Genomic DNA, 16,654 nt, shown 5'->3' with positions numbered 1-16,654 from the left:
CCTGAGATGCGATGCGACTTAGTCGTTCAGCTCGAAGATCGCTTCGACTTCCACGCACATGTTGGCTGGCAGAGCGTTCACGCCGACAGCACTACGGGCGGCAATGCCACAATCTTCGCCGAACACTTCCTTCATCAGCTCGCTGAAACCGTTGATCACGGCTGGCTGCTGCGAGAAACCATCGACACAGTTGACCAAGCCAAAGGTCTTCACCAGACGCTTGATCTTGTCGAGGCTGCCAAGGTGAGCCTTCAGCGTAGCCAGCATGGCCAGGCCGGTCTGGCGAGCTGCGGCGTAGCCTTGTTCCTGATCGAGGTCTTGACCGATCTTACCCAGTTGCAGCGTGCCGTCGGTGCTCAAGGGACCGTGACCCGACAGGTAAACCAGGTTACCGACGGTGATGGCTGGCTTGTACAAGCCCATGGCCTTGGGGGCCGGTGGAAGTTCTACGTTCAGGGCTGCCAGGTTTGCGTCGAAGCTCATTGCTCGCTCTCTCGTTCGATTAGTTCTTACTTCTTATAGACATCGTCTGGGTTGACCAGACGTGTTTCGACAATCTTGGTTTCGCTGGAATCGATCTCGCGGAAGAAGCAGGTTCGGAAGCCTTCGTGACAGGCCGCTCCAACTTGCTCGACTTTCAGCAGCACGGTATCGGCATCGCAGTCGACCAGAATCTGGCGGACCGTTTGTTGGTGTCCGCTCTCTTCGCCCTTCCGCCACAGCTTGTTCCGGCTGCGGCTGAAATAGACCGCTTTTCCGGTGGCCAGCGTTTCCGCGAACGCTTCGCGATTCATCCATGCCATCATCAGGACATCGCCGTTATCAGCATCCTGGGCGATCGCCGGCACCAAACCACCAGCTTTGTCGAAGTCCGGCTCGCGGGGGAGAGAAATCGTCATCGCTGGGGAATCTCTAGTAAATGGGCAGGAAATCGGGAAACCAATTCGGTTTAGTGTGACCGTCTGGGCCGCAATCGGCAACCGGGTGAGCGCACGTCGGACGCCCCCTCAACCTGGCGGGCCGGTCAAACGTCATACGTGGCTTGCGAGGGGCATTCCGTGTTGCCCGCAGACACCGCAAATCCGGACCAAAGCCGCTAGCGGTGTAGTCACTGGAAGCAGATTGCCGAATCTGAGTTTGTCAGGCCGCTTTCGCGCTGCAAAGGACTAGCAATCGCCAGCTTCCTTCGATAATTCCCCCAGAATGCACGAGGTTCCGTCGTGAAAAAGTCGCTCAGTATTATCATGCCGGTTCACAATGTTCAGTCGAGCATCGGTGGGGAAGTAGAGCGTTTGCTCGATATCGTTTCGGATCTGACCAACGATTTCGAGGTGATGATCGTCGACGATGGCTCGACCGACGGTACCGAAGAAGTACTGTACGAAATCACTTGCCGATATCCGCAAGTCCGCTCGCGTCGCTACACGCCACGCCAGGGTAAGGCCACGGCCATCGATCTCGGGCTGGCCGCCGCTTCTGGCGAAGTGGTGATGATCCAGGATCAAGAACGTCAACTTACCAGCGACGATATCCATTCGCTGTGGGCCATGCATATCGATGCAGCCAACGCCCAGCCGGTTCGTAAGCCAGAGCCTGCCATCAGTCGGCCGGGCTTCCCCGTGCTGCCAAATGATCCTCAGCCACTCAACGACGATCTCTTACGTCGCCTGGCCAGCTGGGGTGCTGACATCAGCGAGCTCGAATCACTGAACGAGGCACTGGAACAACTGCAATACGAATCCCGGTCAGACAGGCAGCCTACCGAAGTGGTTCAGCCTCCGGCTCCTCGCTTAAAAATGCCACGCTTCCTCCGCCGTTTGCACGACTTCGCCACCGGTGAATAACGGGCAATTTGCGAAGAGTTTTCCGTTCGTCAAGATGTTGCCCCTTACTGTCAAAGTTGCGGCGAACTATTTTCCAATAAATATTGCAAACTCTTGATTCGTCGGAATGGATTCGATAGAATCGGCCAGTGCCGACAAGACGTTTCAGGCGCTATATCCCTCATTTTCCCTTCCAGGTGATCTTTTCATTCCTAAGGGTTGAGAAGTGACCCCAACGGCAGCTTCGGAATCATTCCGATGCTTGGAGCGTTTTCAGGCACACTTTTCACGGAGTTCGATGAAGTCCTGGTTCTTTTCGGGGACGGCATCAGATTCCAAACATCAGGCTTAGCAGACGGGATTAGGCACCCCACGCTAATTGGCCTTCGATCGATTACAACGGAACAGACAAGAAGCATTCCGACAAACTCTCTTTCCTTAGGTGCCCGCGCGCTTTCGGTGTGTGTTTGCTGTCGTGCCGTCTTTTCGTTGCTACCGACCCAGGTCATTCGGCAGTCGGTTGAGTCTCCGGAATAGGGAGGACTTCTCATGGCAACGGTTCCATTTACCATGGACCACGCGGTATACGCGTATGCGCCTTCCGAGACGGGCAATAAGTCCCCTCGTAAGTTGCATCGCATCCGCGAGCTTCGTAAACAGCAGGGTGTATCGCTTCGCACCGCATCTCGGAAGTTGGGCATGCCCGCTTCTCAGGTCCGCGAAGAAGAGAAGCCCGGTTCGGATCTTCTCGTTTCTCAACTTTCGCAGTGGGCCGATATCTTAGACGTGCCCATCGCTGATCTACTGGAAGAGCCACAAAACAATCTCTCGTCTCCGATTCGTGAACGCGCCAAGCTGGTTCGCATCATGAAGACCGTCAAGGCAATCTCGGAGCGTACCCAGGAAGCCAATATCGGTATCCTGGCGGAAGTGCTGGTCGATCAACTGACCGACCTGATGCCAGAATTGGCAGAAATCAATGCGTGGAACAACGTTGGCCAACGCCGTTCGCTGAACGACCTGGGCCAGATCGCCGAACGGCGTATTTCGTGCGATTCGATCGTTAGTGCTTTGCGAGACTAGCCACCGCCAATCGCGCTTCTCCCGATCAGTGTTTCCCCGTGCCCCAAGCTTGACCCGTTCAGGCTTGGGGCATTTTTATGCGCGATCGCGTGATGGAAGCCAACCTGCCGGCTAGTCGAGCGTTAAACCAGATCTTTCAGATGGAAATGGAATTTCCCGAGCTTGCCGCCGTAGTTTCCGGCTGAGATCGCCAGAATGCCTTCGATCGCGGCGGCATGGAGAGCCGTTTTCATGCCGGCGGCGACTGCTTCTTCGCTGGTGCCATCCAAAACGATTTCGAGCACGCAGTTGGCACCTTCGACAACTTGCGATTCGACGCGGCCCCGCAAGGTTGGGCAGTTCGTGTCGGAAGTCGAGGCCCGTAAGGTCTTATATCGCGAGCCAACTTTACTGCCACTTCGTGCCACGCCGCCCGGGAAGGGAGCGATCACTTCCGGCTGCGGTGCCAAGGCATCGATCGCTTTCCGGGCAGCCGTGAGGGCGGTTGCCTGGTCAACGGCTTGAAAGATGATGTTTCCCCCGGCGACTCCTTTTTCGATTCCCAGCGACTCGACGCAGAAGAACTCGCCATCCATGACCGGGATCCGCCAGTATCTCGTTCCGGCGACGACCTTGCTCTTCTGGAAGCCGTCGCCAAAGTACCGTAGCGATTTACCGAGCGGTAGTCGTTTCTCCGCGGCTGGCAATCCGTCGAACACGGCCGTCGAAGCACAGGTCATCACGCACTGACCAACTCGATTGCTGACCGCTTTGGTGAGGGCATCGGCCGAAAAGCCGAACGCCAGGATCGAAACCGCCGGCCGGCCATCCGGCGATTGGTCGGCAGTCAGAAAGTGCTCGATCCCAACTTCCGCATCACAGGCAATCACGCTACTGCCATAGCCACACAGTTCGTTGGCGGCGGCCATCAGCCAGTGATCGTCGAAAGCGGTAATGATCAAACGCGTGTAGACCATCCCGAACGCTTCGGCGAACGTATCGACAATTTGCGTATTTCCGAGTTGCACAGAGCCGTTTCCCGTTGAAAGATCGAGCCAATCGAACCTCTATCTTCCCCCGTGACCAGGGCACTGCCAACCCCGCCCAGCCCAAGCATGGGTAACCATATCCGGGCGGCTGATCTACAATAGATAGAGTCCGCCCTCTACCTGCCTTGATGAAGCCACACGTTCCATGAGCGAAACCTCGACACCTTCCCGCCGCGTTGCCGTCATTGGGGGAGGTATTTCCGGGCTGTCTGCCGCGTATCGTCTGCAGGAACTTGATCCGTCCTGCGAGATCCATTTGTACGAAGCCGACGACAAGTTGGGGGGCGTGCTGCAAACGACCCATACCGACGATGGTTATCTGCTGGAAAACAGCGCCGACAACTTCATCACGAACATTCCTTTCGCCCTAAACCTGTGCCGACGGCTGGGGATGGAAGAAGAGTTATTGCCCACTAACGAGTCGCTGCGGAAGGCGTTCGTCGTCCGTAAGAGCCAACTGCATCCGGTGCCGGAAGGCTTCGTGTTAATGGCTCCGAGCAAGATGTGGTCGGTCCTGACGACTCCTATTCTTTCGTGGAGCGGCAAGTTGCGGCTCGCTCAGGAATACTTCGTTCCCAAACGTGATGATGCCGCCGACGAATCGCTTCAGTCGTTCGTAACCCGGCGAATGGGGCAGGAAGTTTACGACCGTTTGGTGCAGCCTTTGATCGGTGGGATCTATACGGCCGATCCGCTGAAACTCAGCGTGCAGGCCACGCTGCGGCAGTTCGTCGAAATGGAAAAGAAGCATGGCAGCCTCATTAAAGGGATGCGAAACCGCGAGGCGGCCGAGTCGAAGAAGGGGGACAGTGGTGCCCGGTACTCGATGTTTGTCGCACCGAAGCATGGCATGGGAGACATCGTCCAGCGATTGACCGAGCGGCTCGCTGGCCAGTCAATCCATTTGAACACGCCAGTTAAGTCGGTCCGTCAATCCGCTGAAGGATGGATCGTTGAGACAGCCGACGCGCAGCAAACTTTCGACGCCGTCGTTATGGCCTTGCCGGCTCCTCATGCGGCCAAGGTACTGACCGAGTTTCCGAAGTTGGCGGCAGGTCTCGAGACGATTCCTTACGCCGGCTGCAGTGTGGCGATTTTGGCGGTTGATCAGAAGCAGATTCGTCGACCCGTCGCGGGGTTCGGGTTTGTCGTGCCAGAGATTGAAAATCGAAAGATCCTCGCCGGGAGCTTTTCGAGTGCCAAGTTCCCAGGCCGGGCTCCTGATGGCAAAGTGATCATTCGCGTTTTCGTGGGTGGGGCCTGTCATCCGGAATTGGCGAACCTGACCGACGACGAGATGAAAGAGATCGTCCAGACCGAGCTTCGCGATTTGATCGGACTGGAAGGGGAGCCGGAGAAGTTTCTGGTCACGCGGTGGATGGGGAAGATGCCGCAATATCACCTCGGGCATCTCGATCGCGTGGCGGAACTGGAAAACGAAGCGGCCCAATTGCCCGGCTTCGAGTTGGCAGGCAATGCGTACCGCGGTGTAGGCGTTCCGCAATGTGTTCAAAGCGGCGAACAGGCAGCGACCAAAGTGATCGAGTATCTTTCCGCAGCGAATGCGGAAGCTTCGGCGGGCAATCGCTAGAAGCTAGACCGAACCAAGCTGGAAGCCAGAGATCTCGCCACCGACGAAGGTGACGTTGAGTTCGGCTTGTTTGCTGCGAGCTTTCTCTAAGGCGTCGGCCGCCGCGATCGGATCTTCGTTGAACTGTTTGGCGTATGCCTCTTGTTCACTCGCGGCTTTGATGGTGGCCGTTTGGGCTGCGATCTGGTTCAGAATGCGTTGCGCTTCTTCCGACTGACTGAGCAAGCTTTCGGTTTGTTGGCTGAGTGGATCGGACGAGTCCAACGCCACTTCGCCGTCGGCATTAATGCTCAGTTGGAATGCATCGGGAAGCTCTTGTCCCGCTTGATGGGCGGTGCGTCGCAGGATCCCTTCCAGTTCTTCCAGCGAACGCTGAAGCTGTTGTTCCAGTTCGTCTTTCTGGGCACCCAGTTCACCTGCTTGCGAAAGGAACGCTTCCAGTGTCGAACTGGCGATGGAACCTTGGTCGGTCGAACCACCGTCTGATTCTGCTTCCGTTCCGTTGAACAACGAAAACACACCCTGAGAAAGCTGCGATGCAGCCCCAGCGGCGAGTGACGCAGCACCGATGCCCAATGGTATGGCGGATGTGATGTTCATTTCGCTTTCGCTTCCTGCGAGAAGAAAGAAACCGAGTCCTGTGTGTTTCTTTCTATCGGGAATGCTGGCAGGCCGACTTTAACGATTACGCCGATTTGGCAGGCAGAATTTCCCCACAGCAGAAGGGGGAGGCCAAGAAAGAGAAAAAGTTCCCATTGCCTACGATCGCAGTGCAACCAAACTTCCTGCCGACACCTGGCGGTGTCCTGCCCCGGGAAGAAGTTCGCTGTAGGTAATGGGAACAGATTCTGCTGAGCTTATCGCGATGTCATCGACACTTGTTCCTGGCTTGGAAGCAGGAAGATTTATCGATGCGATGAGTCTCTATCGAATACTGCGCATTAGCGTAGGCGTATCCCTCTATGGAGTCAATGTAAAAACGCCAATAAATTTAATTATCGCAATCCGAGAGAGATCGGTTTCGCCTGCTAGGCAGCGGCAAGTCGCGGCTGGAAGGCCTCTTCCACCGGCATTTCGAGCACGTCGCGATAGAGATCGACGTATTGCTTGGCGGAATCTTGCCAGCAGAAACGGGCCGCCGCTTGTTGCAGTTCTGCGGGATAGGTCGGGCTGCTCGCGAACGTTTGCATCCCTTCGCGATAGATGTTCACCATGTGATCCGTGGTGAACTCATCCCAATAAAACGCCTTGTTGCCGCCAATTTCCGGCAGGCTCGTGCGGCGTGCCAGGAAGACTGGCTTGCCGCAGGTCATTGCTTCGATCGGCGGAAGACCAAAGCCTTCGGTCAAGGAAGGGAAGACGAACGATTCGCAATGTTCGTACAGCCACTGACGCTCGTGATCGCTCACGGGACCCGGCAAGATCACGCGATCGGCTAGACCACGCTGTTCGATACAGCGGCGAATTTCGGAGGCATACTCCGAGTCGTTCTGGCCAGCGATCACCAGCTGATGGTCTGCCAGGCTCTCGACCAGATCGAGCAGTACGTGGAAGTTCTTTTTACGGTCGACGATGCCGATGGTGAACAGAAAAGGTCGTTCACTGTGCAGCCAATCTGGCTGGACCGCTTCATACTGCGAAATGTCGGGGCGACCGTTGTAGATCACATGCAGCGGTTTGCCTTGCAGATCGAAGTGCGATTGGACTTCGCCGGCGACAAACTTCGAGATCACCGTCACGGCATCGCAGCGGCGGATAAGCCGGGCGATCCGGCGATGTTCGCGTTCGATCTTCGAGCCGTTCTTTTCACGCAAGTAATTCAAGTCGTGAATGGTCAACACAACGCGTGTCTTGGAATTCAATGGCAGGAACTTGACCTGCTGATGCGTTGCGTGCCACAAGGCATATGGTGGTTTGCGACCGGTCTGGGTCCAGCGATACCACCGCTGAAAGATCTCTTTCCGCCAGAGCTTGGCCACCAGCGATTCCGGCGTACCGAATTCATCGCTGTTGCTGGGCGACACGAAAGGAATGGGCACCAGGCCACGATTGGTCATTTCGTTTAAAAGCGCATGACCAAGTTGGCAGGCAAATTGCCCGAGCCCGGAACAGCGGTTCCGTGACTTCTCGAGATCGAGAACAACTCGTGGTGGTGGATTGTGCATGTATTTCAATAACAGGATCGATGCCAACTCGAAGCGCTCGCCATGCTTAGGCTGAAGATCGAGCAGATGGCCGATAGTCTGACTGGGAAGAATCCTTAGCCCTCAAACGACTTGGAGCAAATCCCCCACCGACGCCCAGAGAGTACCGATTTCATCGACCGTGGGAAATAGAGATCTGAACCATTAACACTGCCCGCCGTAAGACCCGGAGTTTTCATGCGGCATCACAACAATCGTAACAAGTTAACAAGATAGGCGTTCTTGGGGCCTGGGGATGCTTGGTTCTCTAGCAGAAATAGATCAGAATAGTCAATTCAACTCGTCCTAACCCTCGCAGCTGTCGCCCCGCTTGCCCCCAATTGAGGATCTAACCTGGTGAATATCTACCTGGGAATCGATATCGGTACGTCTGGAACCAAGACCATCGCGATGGCCGAAGATGGATCGATTCTGGCAGACGCCTCTGCTAGCTATGGTGTCTCGCATCCGAAGCCACTGTGGAGCGAACAAGATCCTGAACTGTGGTGGAAGGCAACCATCAAGACCGTCAAAAAGGTAGTGCAACTAGCAAAGGCCAAGCCGGAAGACGTGAAAGGGATCGGGCTTTCCGGGCAGATGCATGGCTCAGTGTTCCTCGACAAAAACGACGAAGTCATTCGTCCGGCACTGCTTTGGAACGATCAACGAACCGTCGCCGAATGCGAAGAGATCGAATCACGCGCAGGCGGCCGGGCCAAGCTTATCAAAATGGTCGCCAATCCGGCCCTGACAGGTTTCACGGCTCCCAAAGTCTTGTGGCTCCGCAACAACGAACCGAAGAACTTCGCTCGCCTGGCGAAGGTGCTGCTACCCAAAGATGAAATCCGTCGCCGCTTGACGGGCGAATACGCCACCGAAGTGAGCGATGCGAGCGGCATGTTGCTGCTGGATGTCGCCAAACGTGACTGGTCGCTCGACTTGTTGTCGAAGCTGGAGCTCGATCGCGACTTGCTCGGCAAGGTGTACGAGTCGGAAGATGTCACCGGTACGCTGACCAAGAAGGCGGCTCGGCAACTTGGCCTGACCACCGAGTGTGTCGTCGTCGGTGGGGCAGGGGACTGCGCCGCCAACGCTCTGGGGAATGGCGTCGTGAAGAAGGGGATTCTCGCCAGCTCGCTTGGAACGAGCGGCGTGATGTTCGTCCATAGCGACGAAATGGCTGCCGACCCAAAGGGCCGTTTGCACACTTTCTGTCACGCCGTTCGTGGCAAGTGGCATATGATGGGAGTAACCCTTTGTGCCGCCGGCACACTGGAATGGTTCGTCCAGAAACTATGCAGCGACATGAAGGGCCCCAAGGGAAAAGTCGATCCATACACGACGCTGATGAAAGAAGCGGCCTCGGTTCCGGCCGGTAGCGAAGGTCTGATGGTCCTGCCTTACCTGGCGGGCGAAAGGACCCCGCATGCCGATCCGGATGCACGTGGCTGTTTCATTGGGGTTACCTTGAAACACGAGCGAGCCCATGTGACGCGTGCGATCATGGAAGGGGTGACTTACTCGCTGCGAGAAAGCCTGGAAGTGCTGAACGAGATGAACATCCCGGTCCGCCAGGTTCGTGCCGGCGGTGGCGGAGCCAAGTCGCCACTATGGCGACAGATGCAGTCGGATGTCTTCGGGAAGAAGGTCGTGACGCTGAACGCCGAACAGGGACCTGCCTATGGGGTCGCCCTGTTGGCAGCCACGGGCGCCGGAGCGTACAAAAACATTCAGGAAGCATGTGCGGCGACAATTCGCGAAGTGAGCGAAACAACTCCGGATCGCACCGCCAAGAAGTATTACGATCGGGCCTTCCCGGTCTATCAAGATCTGTATCGATCACTGAAAGACGATTTCAAAAAGCTGGGGCGGCTTGACGACTGATCCCTGGCGGAAAGGGAGGCGACATGACGTGCCGATTCTATCGCGAAGAAGAAGTAGCTTCGCTGTTGGATATGGCGACCGCCATTGATGTGGTGGAAGAAAGCTTTCGGCAACTGGGCACTGGCGGGGCCGAGAACATCCCTCGCCAACGAGCCCGGGCCCCTGGCTTTGCGCTGCATGGCATGCACGCCGCCGCCGAGTACTTGGGAACGGCGGGCTGGAAAATGTACAGCACGACCCGGATCAAGGCTCGGTTTCATGTGGGGCTCTACGACATCGACAGTGGCCAGATGAAAGCCCTGATCGAAGCTGACACGCTCGGGCAGATTCGCACCGCCGCGTCTTCGGCCGTCGGAGCGAGGTATCTGGCCCGCAAACCGATCACGCAGCTTGGTATCTTCGGAAGCGGTTGGCAGGCCGAGGCTCAGCTCGAAGCACTCGCCACCGAATTGCCCATCACCCAGGCATTCATCTATTCCCGCGATCAGGAAAAGCGAGAGTCGTTCGCCGAACGCATGGGCGAGAAGCTGCAGATCGAGATCGTCCCGGTACACGATCCGAAAGATGCAGTGGAAGACCTACCGCTGGTCGTCACCGCCACGACCAGCAAACATCCTGTTTTCGACGGCAACCTTTTGGCCGAAGGGGCACTGGTCTGCGCGATGGGAGCGAACTGGACGTTCAAGCGAGAGCTCGACGTCGTCGCGATTCGCCGCGCCGATAACTGGGTGTGCGATTCGATTGAAGCTTGTCGCGGAGAAGCAGGCGATTATGTCTTGGCCGCCGAAGAAGGTTACTTCGACTGGGACAAATCGGTTTCGCTGGCCGACGTGATTGCCGGCCAGTCGATCGGTCGAGACAACGCCGATAGCATCGTCATTTATAAGACGGTCGGGCTCGCCATTCAGGACGTGGCTTTGGGAACGAAGTTCTTGGAACTTGCGGCTCAAAATCCAGAGCTGGGCGTCGACTTGCCGTTCTAGCGAATTTCCTTGGCAGGATTCTGCGGAGCTTCTGCCATCGCCTTTTCCGGCAGCGGCGACTCTGCTTCCTGTTTTTCTACTTCCGCCGAGATCGATTCGGCGGCAGCGACCTTCAACTGAATTTCTGTGGCGTACCGGGTGGCTGGTTGCGCACATTGTAGCTCAGGGCGAACCAGGAACTGGCCTGGGGTCTTCGTTTCGATGGTCACCACCAGTCGAACGCTCTCGCCTGCTTCGATCGTCATGGGATCGAACATCGCCTGGCCTGGGCCAATTCGCCCTGGTTGGCCTTCGACCTTGATCGGTTCAATCCCTTCCGACAAGTTCACCACGACCTGAACCAAGTCGCTCGGCTTGTCGCTCATGTTGGTGATTTCGATTCCGTAGCGAGCAGGCTTGCCTTGCAGCACCGCGCCCGCCGGGGCGAAGACTTCCATCTTCAACGCATCGACCGGCTGGCTGGTCATCGGTTCGACGGCAGCTGTCATCTCGGGTTGGGGAGTGATCGGAGCAGCGACCACGGTTTCGACCGGGGCCTTCTCTTCAATCCAGCGAATGTCGACGTGACTGCCGGTCAGGGCGTGCAGCAGCTTCCAGTCGTCGGCGGTCACCAGCAGCGAGTTCGGTTCTGGTGCGATGTTCTCTTGATCGATCACCACAGCGACCGAACCGATGGAAAGGCGTTCAACTTCTTCGACCATTTCGACGTTCAAGATACTTTCGACCGGAACGGTCACGTCCGCTTTGCCAATCGACATGCGACCAGCGTAAAGGTCGCCAACCGTCATTCGCATGGTCTTTGCCGGCAGGTCGATCACCAGGGTGATTGGACCTTGAAGCACTTTGACCGAGTCGCCTGGGGTTGGCTCGAACTGGTCGTTCCAGCCATTGATTTGACGGAGGAACGAAACCGGGATCTCGTGCGTCTTGGCGATTTCAACGACGTTGGTGCCTGGCAAATAAGTCAACGCTGGCTGGGCCAGATGTTTGTTGCTGGCGAAGATGACCGTTTCCGCGAGCTCGTCACCCTTGGCGAGAACTTGTTCACGCTGGGAATTGGTGAGATCGTCACGCTGGATCAGCTGCTGAATCTGTCGCAGAGCGATCGCCCAGGTAAATGCCGCTTCCGACATTTCGATTTGGGTCCAGGCATCTTCAAAGGAAAGGACCTGGGGCGTGATATCGCCCAGCGGTGCCATCACAACATCGGTCTGGGGGGACTCGGTTACCTCAGCAGGTACGACTGGTTCCGTGGCTACAGTTGCCGTTTCCGAGAAGCGACTGCCACGTGGATTGGCTGGCACTTCGGCTGATACTGGCAGGACTTCGGTCTTATCGACCGACGATTCCAGCACCGGATTCGCCACGACAGCGTCGGTTTGCGCCGGCTGTGCAGGCGTGATTACCGTAGGAACTTCTTTGACGGTGACTTGGCTCCGATTCTCGGCGAGTTCCGTGAAGGCCTCGGCCGAAAACAAAGGAGCGGTCTCTTCCGGAGCGGTCGCTTCGGTAGGAGATGAAGCCAATTGATTGCGGTAAATGACGTAGCCGTTGTAGGCTACACAGACCAGAAGTCCCACGATCAACAGATTTCGGAAAACGGACACGGTATCCTCGGCTGGAGCGAGTTTCTCGAAAATAATTGCGCAAGTTGGTCGTGCTTTATCAAAAATGCCGAAGCAGTTCCAGGCCAGTTGGGGGAGATTCGGTCGTAATGACCGAACCAACTGGCCCTTTGCGTAAAAATGCATGGCACCAATAGCAAATTTCTTCTACGATTGAAGAAACACCCCCACACGATTCCCTCCTTGATTGACCGGTAAGCATGCACCAACCTGCACCCACCGCAAACTGGTCTCCATCTGGACCAGACAACGGTGCTACACCGCTAGCACCGACCACGGAAGGTGCGCCCCGTCGGTCTTGGCTTCGTGTCGAGAGTATCCATAACTCGGCGTCGTTCCTGGTCTCGTTCATGTTCCACTTCGGCCTGGTGGTCGTGTTGGCCATGTATACGATTCTGGAACCTCCCACCAAACAGATCGAGTTGGTGGTGATCGAGCCCGAACTGGAAGAGCACATCAAGCCGTTGGAAATTGAACTCGACGAGTCAGAAAAGATCGCCGAGGAAATGACGATCGCGAATCTGACCACCACCGAGCAAGGGCTCCAGGGAATGGTCGAGGCCTCGCTCACCGCGCCGCAACTCGAGATGCCACCGACCGAGTTTGACAACGCTCCGCTCGTTTCGCTGGAAGCGGACGCCTTGCTGACCAAAGACACCGATTCGCTGATCGAAGATATGCCACTGGGTACTGTTGGTTCGGTCCAGGCTGTCGTTGGTGATTATCAGGAAGCGATGGATCAGATCTCGCAGGAACTGATCTGGATGTTGTCGCATAACAAGGTACTGGTAATTTGGCTGTTCGATCAGTCGGAAAGCATGAAGGACGACCAGGAAGATATCCGTCGTCGCATTCATCGAATCTATGCCGAAGTCGGCCTTAGCGAACATGCCCGCGGCGACGCACTGACCACGGCGGTCGCCAGTTTCGGGCAAGGCTTTTTGATGCACACCAAGGCACCCACAAACGATCCCGCCGAAGTCGATCAGGCCATCGCGGCCGTTCCGGTCGATCCTTCCGGCGAAGAGATGTTCAGTTCGGCCGTCGCCGAGGTCCTCACGCGACATCGCCGCTACGCGAAGATCGCCGATCGAAAAATCGCCTTAATTGTGGTGACCGACGAAAGTGGCAACAGCGCCGACAACGAAAGCCGGTTGGAAACTTCGATCGGGATTGCGAAGGCGACCGACGCTCGGGTTTTTGTTCTGGGACGCGAAGCGGTGTTCGGCTATCCCTACGCTCATGTTCGCTGGACCCATCCGGAAAACGGAACCGATCACTTACTGCCGGTCGATCGCGGGCCGGAGGCTGCCATTATCGAGCAGCTTCAAACCGATGGCTTCGGTAAACGAACCGATGCCCTGGCCAGTGGCTTCGGACCGTTCGAGCAGGTTCGCCTGGCCAAAGAGACCGGGGGGATCTTCTTCATGCTGCCTGGGGAAGAATCGAATGTGAACAACGCCATCGATCGTCGGTACGAACCGAAGACGATGGACATGTATCGCCCTGATCTGCGCTCTCGTCTGGAACAAGTTGGCGAGGTGAAGAAAGATCCGCTCAAAACGCTGGTGACGAAGATCATCTACGATCTGAATCCTTATCAAGAGAGCGTAGCGGACGTGATCGAGATTCAGCAGTCGTTCAGCCCTGACCTGCGAATGTTCCGCCAGCAAGTTCGCCAGCAACAGGCGAAGATGATCACCTATATCACGTACCTCGACCGCGCGATCGAAGTGGCGGAGAAGAACCGTGATTTGCGAGACGACTCGACGTCGCTTCGCTGGAGTGCGAACTACGACCTGTTGTATGGCCAGCTATTGGCCTACCGAGCTCGTGCGTTCGAGTATGGGGCTTACCTGACGAAGTTCGCCGAGAACCCACCGGCTCCGCCGAAAATGCCTCCGTATATGGAGTTTCGCGGTTGGCGATTGGCGACGACCGATGAGTTGTCGGCCCCAGAGAAAACCGAAGCCGACATTTCCCTCTCACGCGAAATATTGCAATACATTCGCGAGGAACACGAGGGCACACCTTGGGCGACGCGAGCCACGTGGGAAATCAAACGTGGCTTCGGCGTCAAGTTAGAGCCGGTCTTCTTCGATACGCGCCGAATCAATCGACCTCGTCCGGTCGGCAATGGCCCGGCACCACCGCCGGTTCAAATTCCGAAGCTCTAAGCGTTCTTCTCGGAAATCGCCTTCCATAGCTTAGGAGGCGACATCGGCAGCTCGAACATGCGAACTCCGGTCGCTTCGTAGATGGCGGCGGCAACCGCAGCAGGGGGAGCGACAATCGGCGTTTCCCCCACGCCACGAACTCCGTACGGATGGTCCGGATTTGGGACCTCGACAATGATCGTGTCGATCATCGGCAAGTCGTAACAGGTCGGAATGCGATAGTCGAGGAACGACGCGTTCGCCATGGTGGCGTTGTCGCGATAGTAATACTCTTCGTTCAAAGCCCAGCCGATTCCCTGGACCGCGCCCCCTTGCAGTTGCCCTTCGACATAGCTCGGGTGAATCGCTTTGCCGGCATCTTGAATCGCCGTGTACCGCAGTACGCGAACCTTACCGGTCTCAGGGTCAACTTCAACGTCGCAAAGATGCACACCGAAACCGTTGGTCGAAACATCTTTGGAGATCGAGGCCCGGCCGACGACCGGTTCGCCGGTCTCTGGAAGTTGAGCCGCCAACTGCTGAAACGTTAGCGACTTGTCCTGATGGACGAAGGTGCCCTCCTTGAACGTCACTTCGCTCGGATCGCATTCCCACAGTATCGCCGCGCGTTGGCAAAGTTGCTTCCGCAGGTCGAGTCCAACTTCATATGCTGCCAAACCGGTGGCAAACGTCGTACGGCTTCCGCCGGTGACATCGGTGTAGCCTACGCTATCGGTATCGACCACCTTCGGATGCACCGCTTCAGCAGAAATGCCCAGCGTTTCGGCCAACTGCATCGCGATCGATGTTCGCGTCCCGCCGATGTCGGTCGAACCTTCCAGCAGGTTCACCGTACCGTCGTGATTGACCGTGGCGGTGACCGACGATTTCAAGCCGATGTTGAACCAGAACCCTGCCGCGATCCCACGTCCCTGATTCGGTCCTTCCAGCGGCGTGTTCCAGTGAGGACTATTCTTGGCGGCTTCCAAACATTCAATCAGGCCGACCCGAGGATAGACCGGACCATCAACGCGTCGGGTACCTTCTTTCGCCGCGTTCTTCAGGCGGAACTCGAGCGGGCAAATCCCGAGCGACTCGGCCAGTTCGTTCATGACCGACTCGAACGCGAATGCGGCCTGTGTCGCTCCAGGGGCGCGGTAGGCCTGCGTTTTCGGCTTGTTCAAGCAAACGTCGTAACCATGTACGCGAGCGTTCGGCAGTTCGACGCAGCTGAACACACACATGCAGCCAGGGCCGATCACGCCATCGGGGTAGGCACCCGCATCGTACGCCAGCGTCGCGTCGCCGGCGAGCAGCTTGCCTTCGCGGGTCGCTCCGAGCTTCACCTTCATGTACGAGCCAGGTGTCGGACCGGTTGCCTCGAAGACTTCGTCACGCTGCATGACCATCTTCACCGGGCGGCCACTCTTGCGACTGAGCAGGGCCGCGACCGGTTCCAAATAGACCGCGATCTTGCCGCCGAATCCGCCGCCGATCTCGCAAGGCGTGACCGTCACGTTGGAAATCGGAATCTGCAGCAGTTCAGCGACCTGATGACGACAGGTGAATGATCCCTGAGTCGCGGTCCAGATCTTCAGCTTGCCATCTTCGTTCCAGAGAGCGACCGAGTTGTGAGGCTCGATGTAGCCTTGGTGGACGGTCGCCGTCTTGAACTCGCGTTCGACGACGACATCGGCCGATTTAAACGCCGCGTCGACATCACCGGTTTCGAAATGAAGATGCTTGGCGATGTTCGTGGGGTGATCGCCAGGCTTACCCATGTGATCGGTGCGAAGATTCGGGTGCAAAATCGGCGCGTTCTCGTGCATCGCATCTTGCACCCAGAGCACCGACGGCAGCTCTTCGTATTCGACGCGAATCAATGCCAACGCTTCTTCCGCGATGTGAACATTACGGGCCGCCACGGCAGCGACGGCGTGCCCTTTGTACAGCACTTTGTCGTGGGCCATGCAGTTGGCGCCGAGTTCAGCAAGGTTCACGGCACCTTCGCCCAGGTCGGCCATCTTGTCTTTCAGGTCAGGCCAATCTTTGACTGTCACCACGGCCACGACGCCGTCGAGGGCTTCCGCCGCGGAGGTATCGATCGACTTGATCCGGGCATGAGCGACCGGGCTGCGCAAGATCTTGCCATGCACCATATCGGGGAAGTGGACGTCGTTGGTATAGATCGCTCGCCCGGTGACTTTATCGGTTCCGTCGTGACGGATCGGCCGCGTGCCCAGAACCTGATACTTCTTGTCGCTGTAGGAAATCGGTGATCCTTGCATCGCGTGGTTT

The 16,654-nt window shown here is 57.0% G+C and carries 13 protein-coding genes; 6 read left to right on the top strand and 7 right to left on the bottom strand.

Annotated elements, in window-relative coordinates; all coding sequences use genetic code 11:
* Positions 1 to 18: 18 nt before the first annotated feature.
* Together ABD890_RS21545 and hisI are read right to left on the bottom strand one after the other, a co-directional pair.
* Positions 19 to 483: a RidA family protein gene (locus tag ABD890_RS21545; RefSeq protein WP_345094444.1), complete on the bottom strand. Its 465-nt coding sequence runs from the start codon at positions 481 to 483 to the stop codon at positions 19 to 21.
* Between the two features lie 26 nt (positions 484 to 509).
* Positions 510 to 899 (bottom strand): phosphoribosyl-AMP cyclohydrolase, encoded by a 390-nt coding sequence (gene hisI, locus ABD890_RS21540; RefSeq protein WP_345094442.1) that lies wholly within the window; start codon positions 897 to 899, stop codon positions 510 to 512.
* A gap of 321 nt (positions 900 to 1,220) precedes the next feature.
* On the opposite strand from hisI, the gene ABD890_RS21535 reads away from it, so the two are divergent.
* A complete protein-coding gene (locus tag ABD890_RS21535) occupies positions 1,221 to 1,844 on the top strand; it encodes a glycosyltransferase family 2 protein (protein ID WP_345094439.1) in 624 nt (207 codons plus the stop codon).
* Positions 1,845 to 2,372: 528 nt separating this feature from the next.
* Complete coding sequence (locus tag ABD890_RS21530; RefSeq protein WP_345094437.1) at positions 2,373 to 2,906, top strand: helix-turn-helix domain-containing protein; 534 nt, start codon at positions 2,373 to 2,375, stop codon at positions 2,904 to 2,906.
* 122 nt (positions 2,907 to 3,028) lie between these two features.
* On the opposite strand, the gene fhcD is transcribed toward ABD890_RS21530, so the two are convergent.
* Positions 3,029 to 3,913, bottom strand: a complete 885-nt coding sequence (fhcD, locus tag ABD890_RS21525; RefSeq protein ID WP_345094435.1) for a formylmethanofuran--tetrahydromethanopterin N-formyltransferase — start codon at positions 3,911 to 3,913, stop codon at positions 3,029 to 3,031.
* 166 nt (positions 3,914 to 4,079) lie between these two features.
* Between fhcD and hemG the strand changes: the two genes are divergently transcribed.
* The gene (gene hemG, locus ABD890_RS21520) at positions 4,080 to 5,525 is read left to right on the top strand and encodes a protoporphyrinogen oxidase (protein ID WP_345094433.1); all 1,446 of its coding nucleotides are present in this window, start codon (positions 4,080 to 4,082) and stop codon (positions 5,523 to 5,525) included.
* A gap of 3 nt (positions 5,526 to 5,528) precedes the next feature.
* Here hemG and ABD890_RS21515 read toward each other — a convergent pair whose 3' ends face one another.
* Together ABD890_RS21515 and ABD890_RS21510 are read right to left on the bottom strand one after the other, a co-directional pair.
* Positions 5,529 to 6,125 (bottom strand): hypothetical protein, encoded by a 597-nt coding sequence (locus tag ABD890_RS21515; protein ID WP_345094431.1) that lies wholly within the window; start codon positions 6,123 to 6,125, stop codon positions 5,529 to 5,531.
* A gap of 428 nt (positions 6,126 to 6,553) precedes the next feature.
* Entirely contained in the window at positions 6,554 to 7,582 is a 1,029-nt protein-coding gene (locus tag ABD890_RS21510) for a glycosyltransferase family 4 protein (protein ID WP_345094429.1), read from the bottom strand.
* 483 nt (positions 7,583 to 8,065) lie between these two features.
* On the opposite strand from ABD890_RS21510, the gene xylB reads away from it, so the two are divergent.
* Together xylB and ABD890_RS21500 are read left to right on the top strand one after the other, a co-directional pair.
* Positions 8,066 to 9,592: a xylulokinase gene (gene xylB, locus ABD890_RS21505; RefSeq protein ID WP_345094427.1), complete on the top strand. Its 1,527-nt coding sequence runs from the start codon at positions 8,066 to 8,068 to the stop codon at positions 9,590 to 9,592.
* A gap of 23 nt (positions 9,593 to 9,615) precedes the next feature.
* The gene (locus ABD890_RS21500; protein WP_345094425.1) at positions 9,616 to 10,575 is read left to right on the top strand and encodes an ornithine cyclodeaminase family protein; all 960 of its coding nucleotides are present in this window, start codon (positions 9,616 to 9,618) and stop codon (positions 10,573 to 10,575) included.
* Here ABD890_RS21500 and ABD890_RS21495 read toward each other — a convergent pair.
* Positions 10,572 to 12,182 carry a hypothetical protein gene (locus tag ABD890_RS21495; RefSeq protein ID WP_345094424.1) on the bottom strand — a complete coding sequence of 537 codons (1,611 nt, stop codon included), beginning with the start codon at positions 12,180 to 12,182 and terminating at the stop codon, positions 10,572 to 10,574. The genes ABD890_RS21500 and ABD890_RS21495 overlap by 4 nt on opposite strands.
* Positions 12,183 to 12,400: 218 nt before the next feature.
* Between ABD890_RS21495 and ABD890_RS21490 the strand changes: the two genes are divergently transcribed.
* The gene (locus ABD890_RS21490; RefSeq protein WP_345094422.1) at positions 12,401 to 14,377 is read left to right on the top strand and encodes a vWA domain-containing protein; all 1,977 of its coding nucleotides are present in this window, start codon (positions 12,401 to 12,403) and stop codon (positions 14,375 to 14,377) included.
* On the opposite strand, the gene ABD890_RS21485 is transcribed toward ABD890_RS21490, so the two are convergent.
* A complete protein-coding gene (locus tag ABD890_RS21485; RefSeq protein ID WP_345094420.1) occupies positions 14,374 to 16,644 on the bottom strand; it encodes a xanthine dehydrogenase family protein molybdopterin-binding subunit in 2,271 nt (756 codons plus the stop codon). The genes ABD890_RS21490 and ABD890_RS21485 overlap by 4 nt on opposite strands.
* Positions 16,645 to 16,654 lie beyond the last annotated feature (10 nt).

It is taken from the genome of Bremerella cremea (assembly GCF_039541315.1).
Classification (GTDB): domain Bacteria; phylum Planctomycetota; class Planctomycetia; order Pirellulales; family Pirellulaceae; genus Bremerella; species Bremerella cremea.
Note: the sequence above shows the minus strand (reverse complement) of the source record. Positions and strands in the feature narration are given on the sequence as shown.

What these genes read in the sequence shown, in the direction of transcription:
- ABD890_RS21545 (WP_345094444.1), bottom strand. Translation starts at nt 483, where the DNA reads ATGAGCTTCGACGCAAACCTGGCAGCCCTGAACGTAGAACTTCCACCG.
- hisI (WP_345094442.1), bottom strand. Translation starts at nt 899, where the DNA reads ATGACGATTTCTCTCCCCCGCGAGCCGGACTTCGACAAAGCTGGTGGT.
- ABD890_RS21530 (WP_345094437.1), top strand. Translation starts at nt 2,373, where the DNA reads ATGGCAACGGTTCCATTTACCATGGACCACGCGGTATACGCGTATGCG.
- hemG (WP_345094433.1), top strand. Translation starts at nt 4,080, where the DNA reads ATGAGCGAAACCTCGACACCTTCCCGCCGCGTTGCCGTCATTGGGGGA.
- ABD890_RS21515 (WP_345094431.1), bottom strand. Translation starts at nt 6,125, where the DNA reads ATGAACATCACATCCGCCATACCATTGGGCATCGGTGCTGCGTCACTC.
- ABD890_RS21510 (WP_345094429.1), bottom strand. Translation starts at nt 7,582, where the DNA reads ATGACCAATCGTGGCCTGGTGCCCATTCCTTTCGTGTCGCCCAGCAAC.
- ABD890_RS21500 (WP_345094425.1), top strand. Translation starts at nt 9,616, where the DNA reads ATGACGTGCCGATTCTATCGCGAAGAAGAAGTAGCTTCGCTGTTGGAT.
- ABD890_RS21490 (WP_345094422.1), top strand. Translation starts at nt 12,401, where the DNA reads ATGCACCAACCTGCACCCACCGCAAACTGGTCTCCATCTGGACCAGAC.
- ABD890_RS21485 (WP_345094420.1), bottom strand. Translation starts at nt 16,644, where the DNA reads ATGCAAGGATCACCGATTTCCTACAGCGACAAGAAGTATCAGGTTCTG.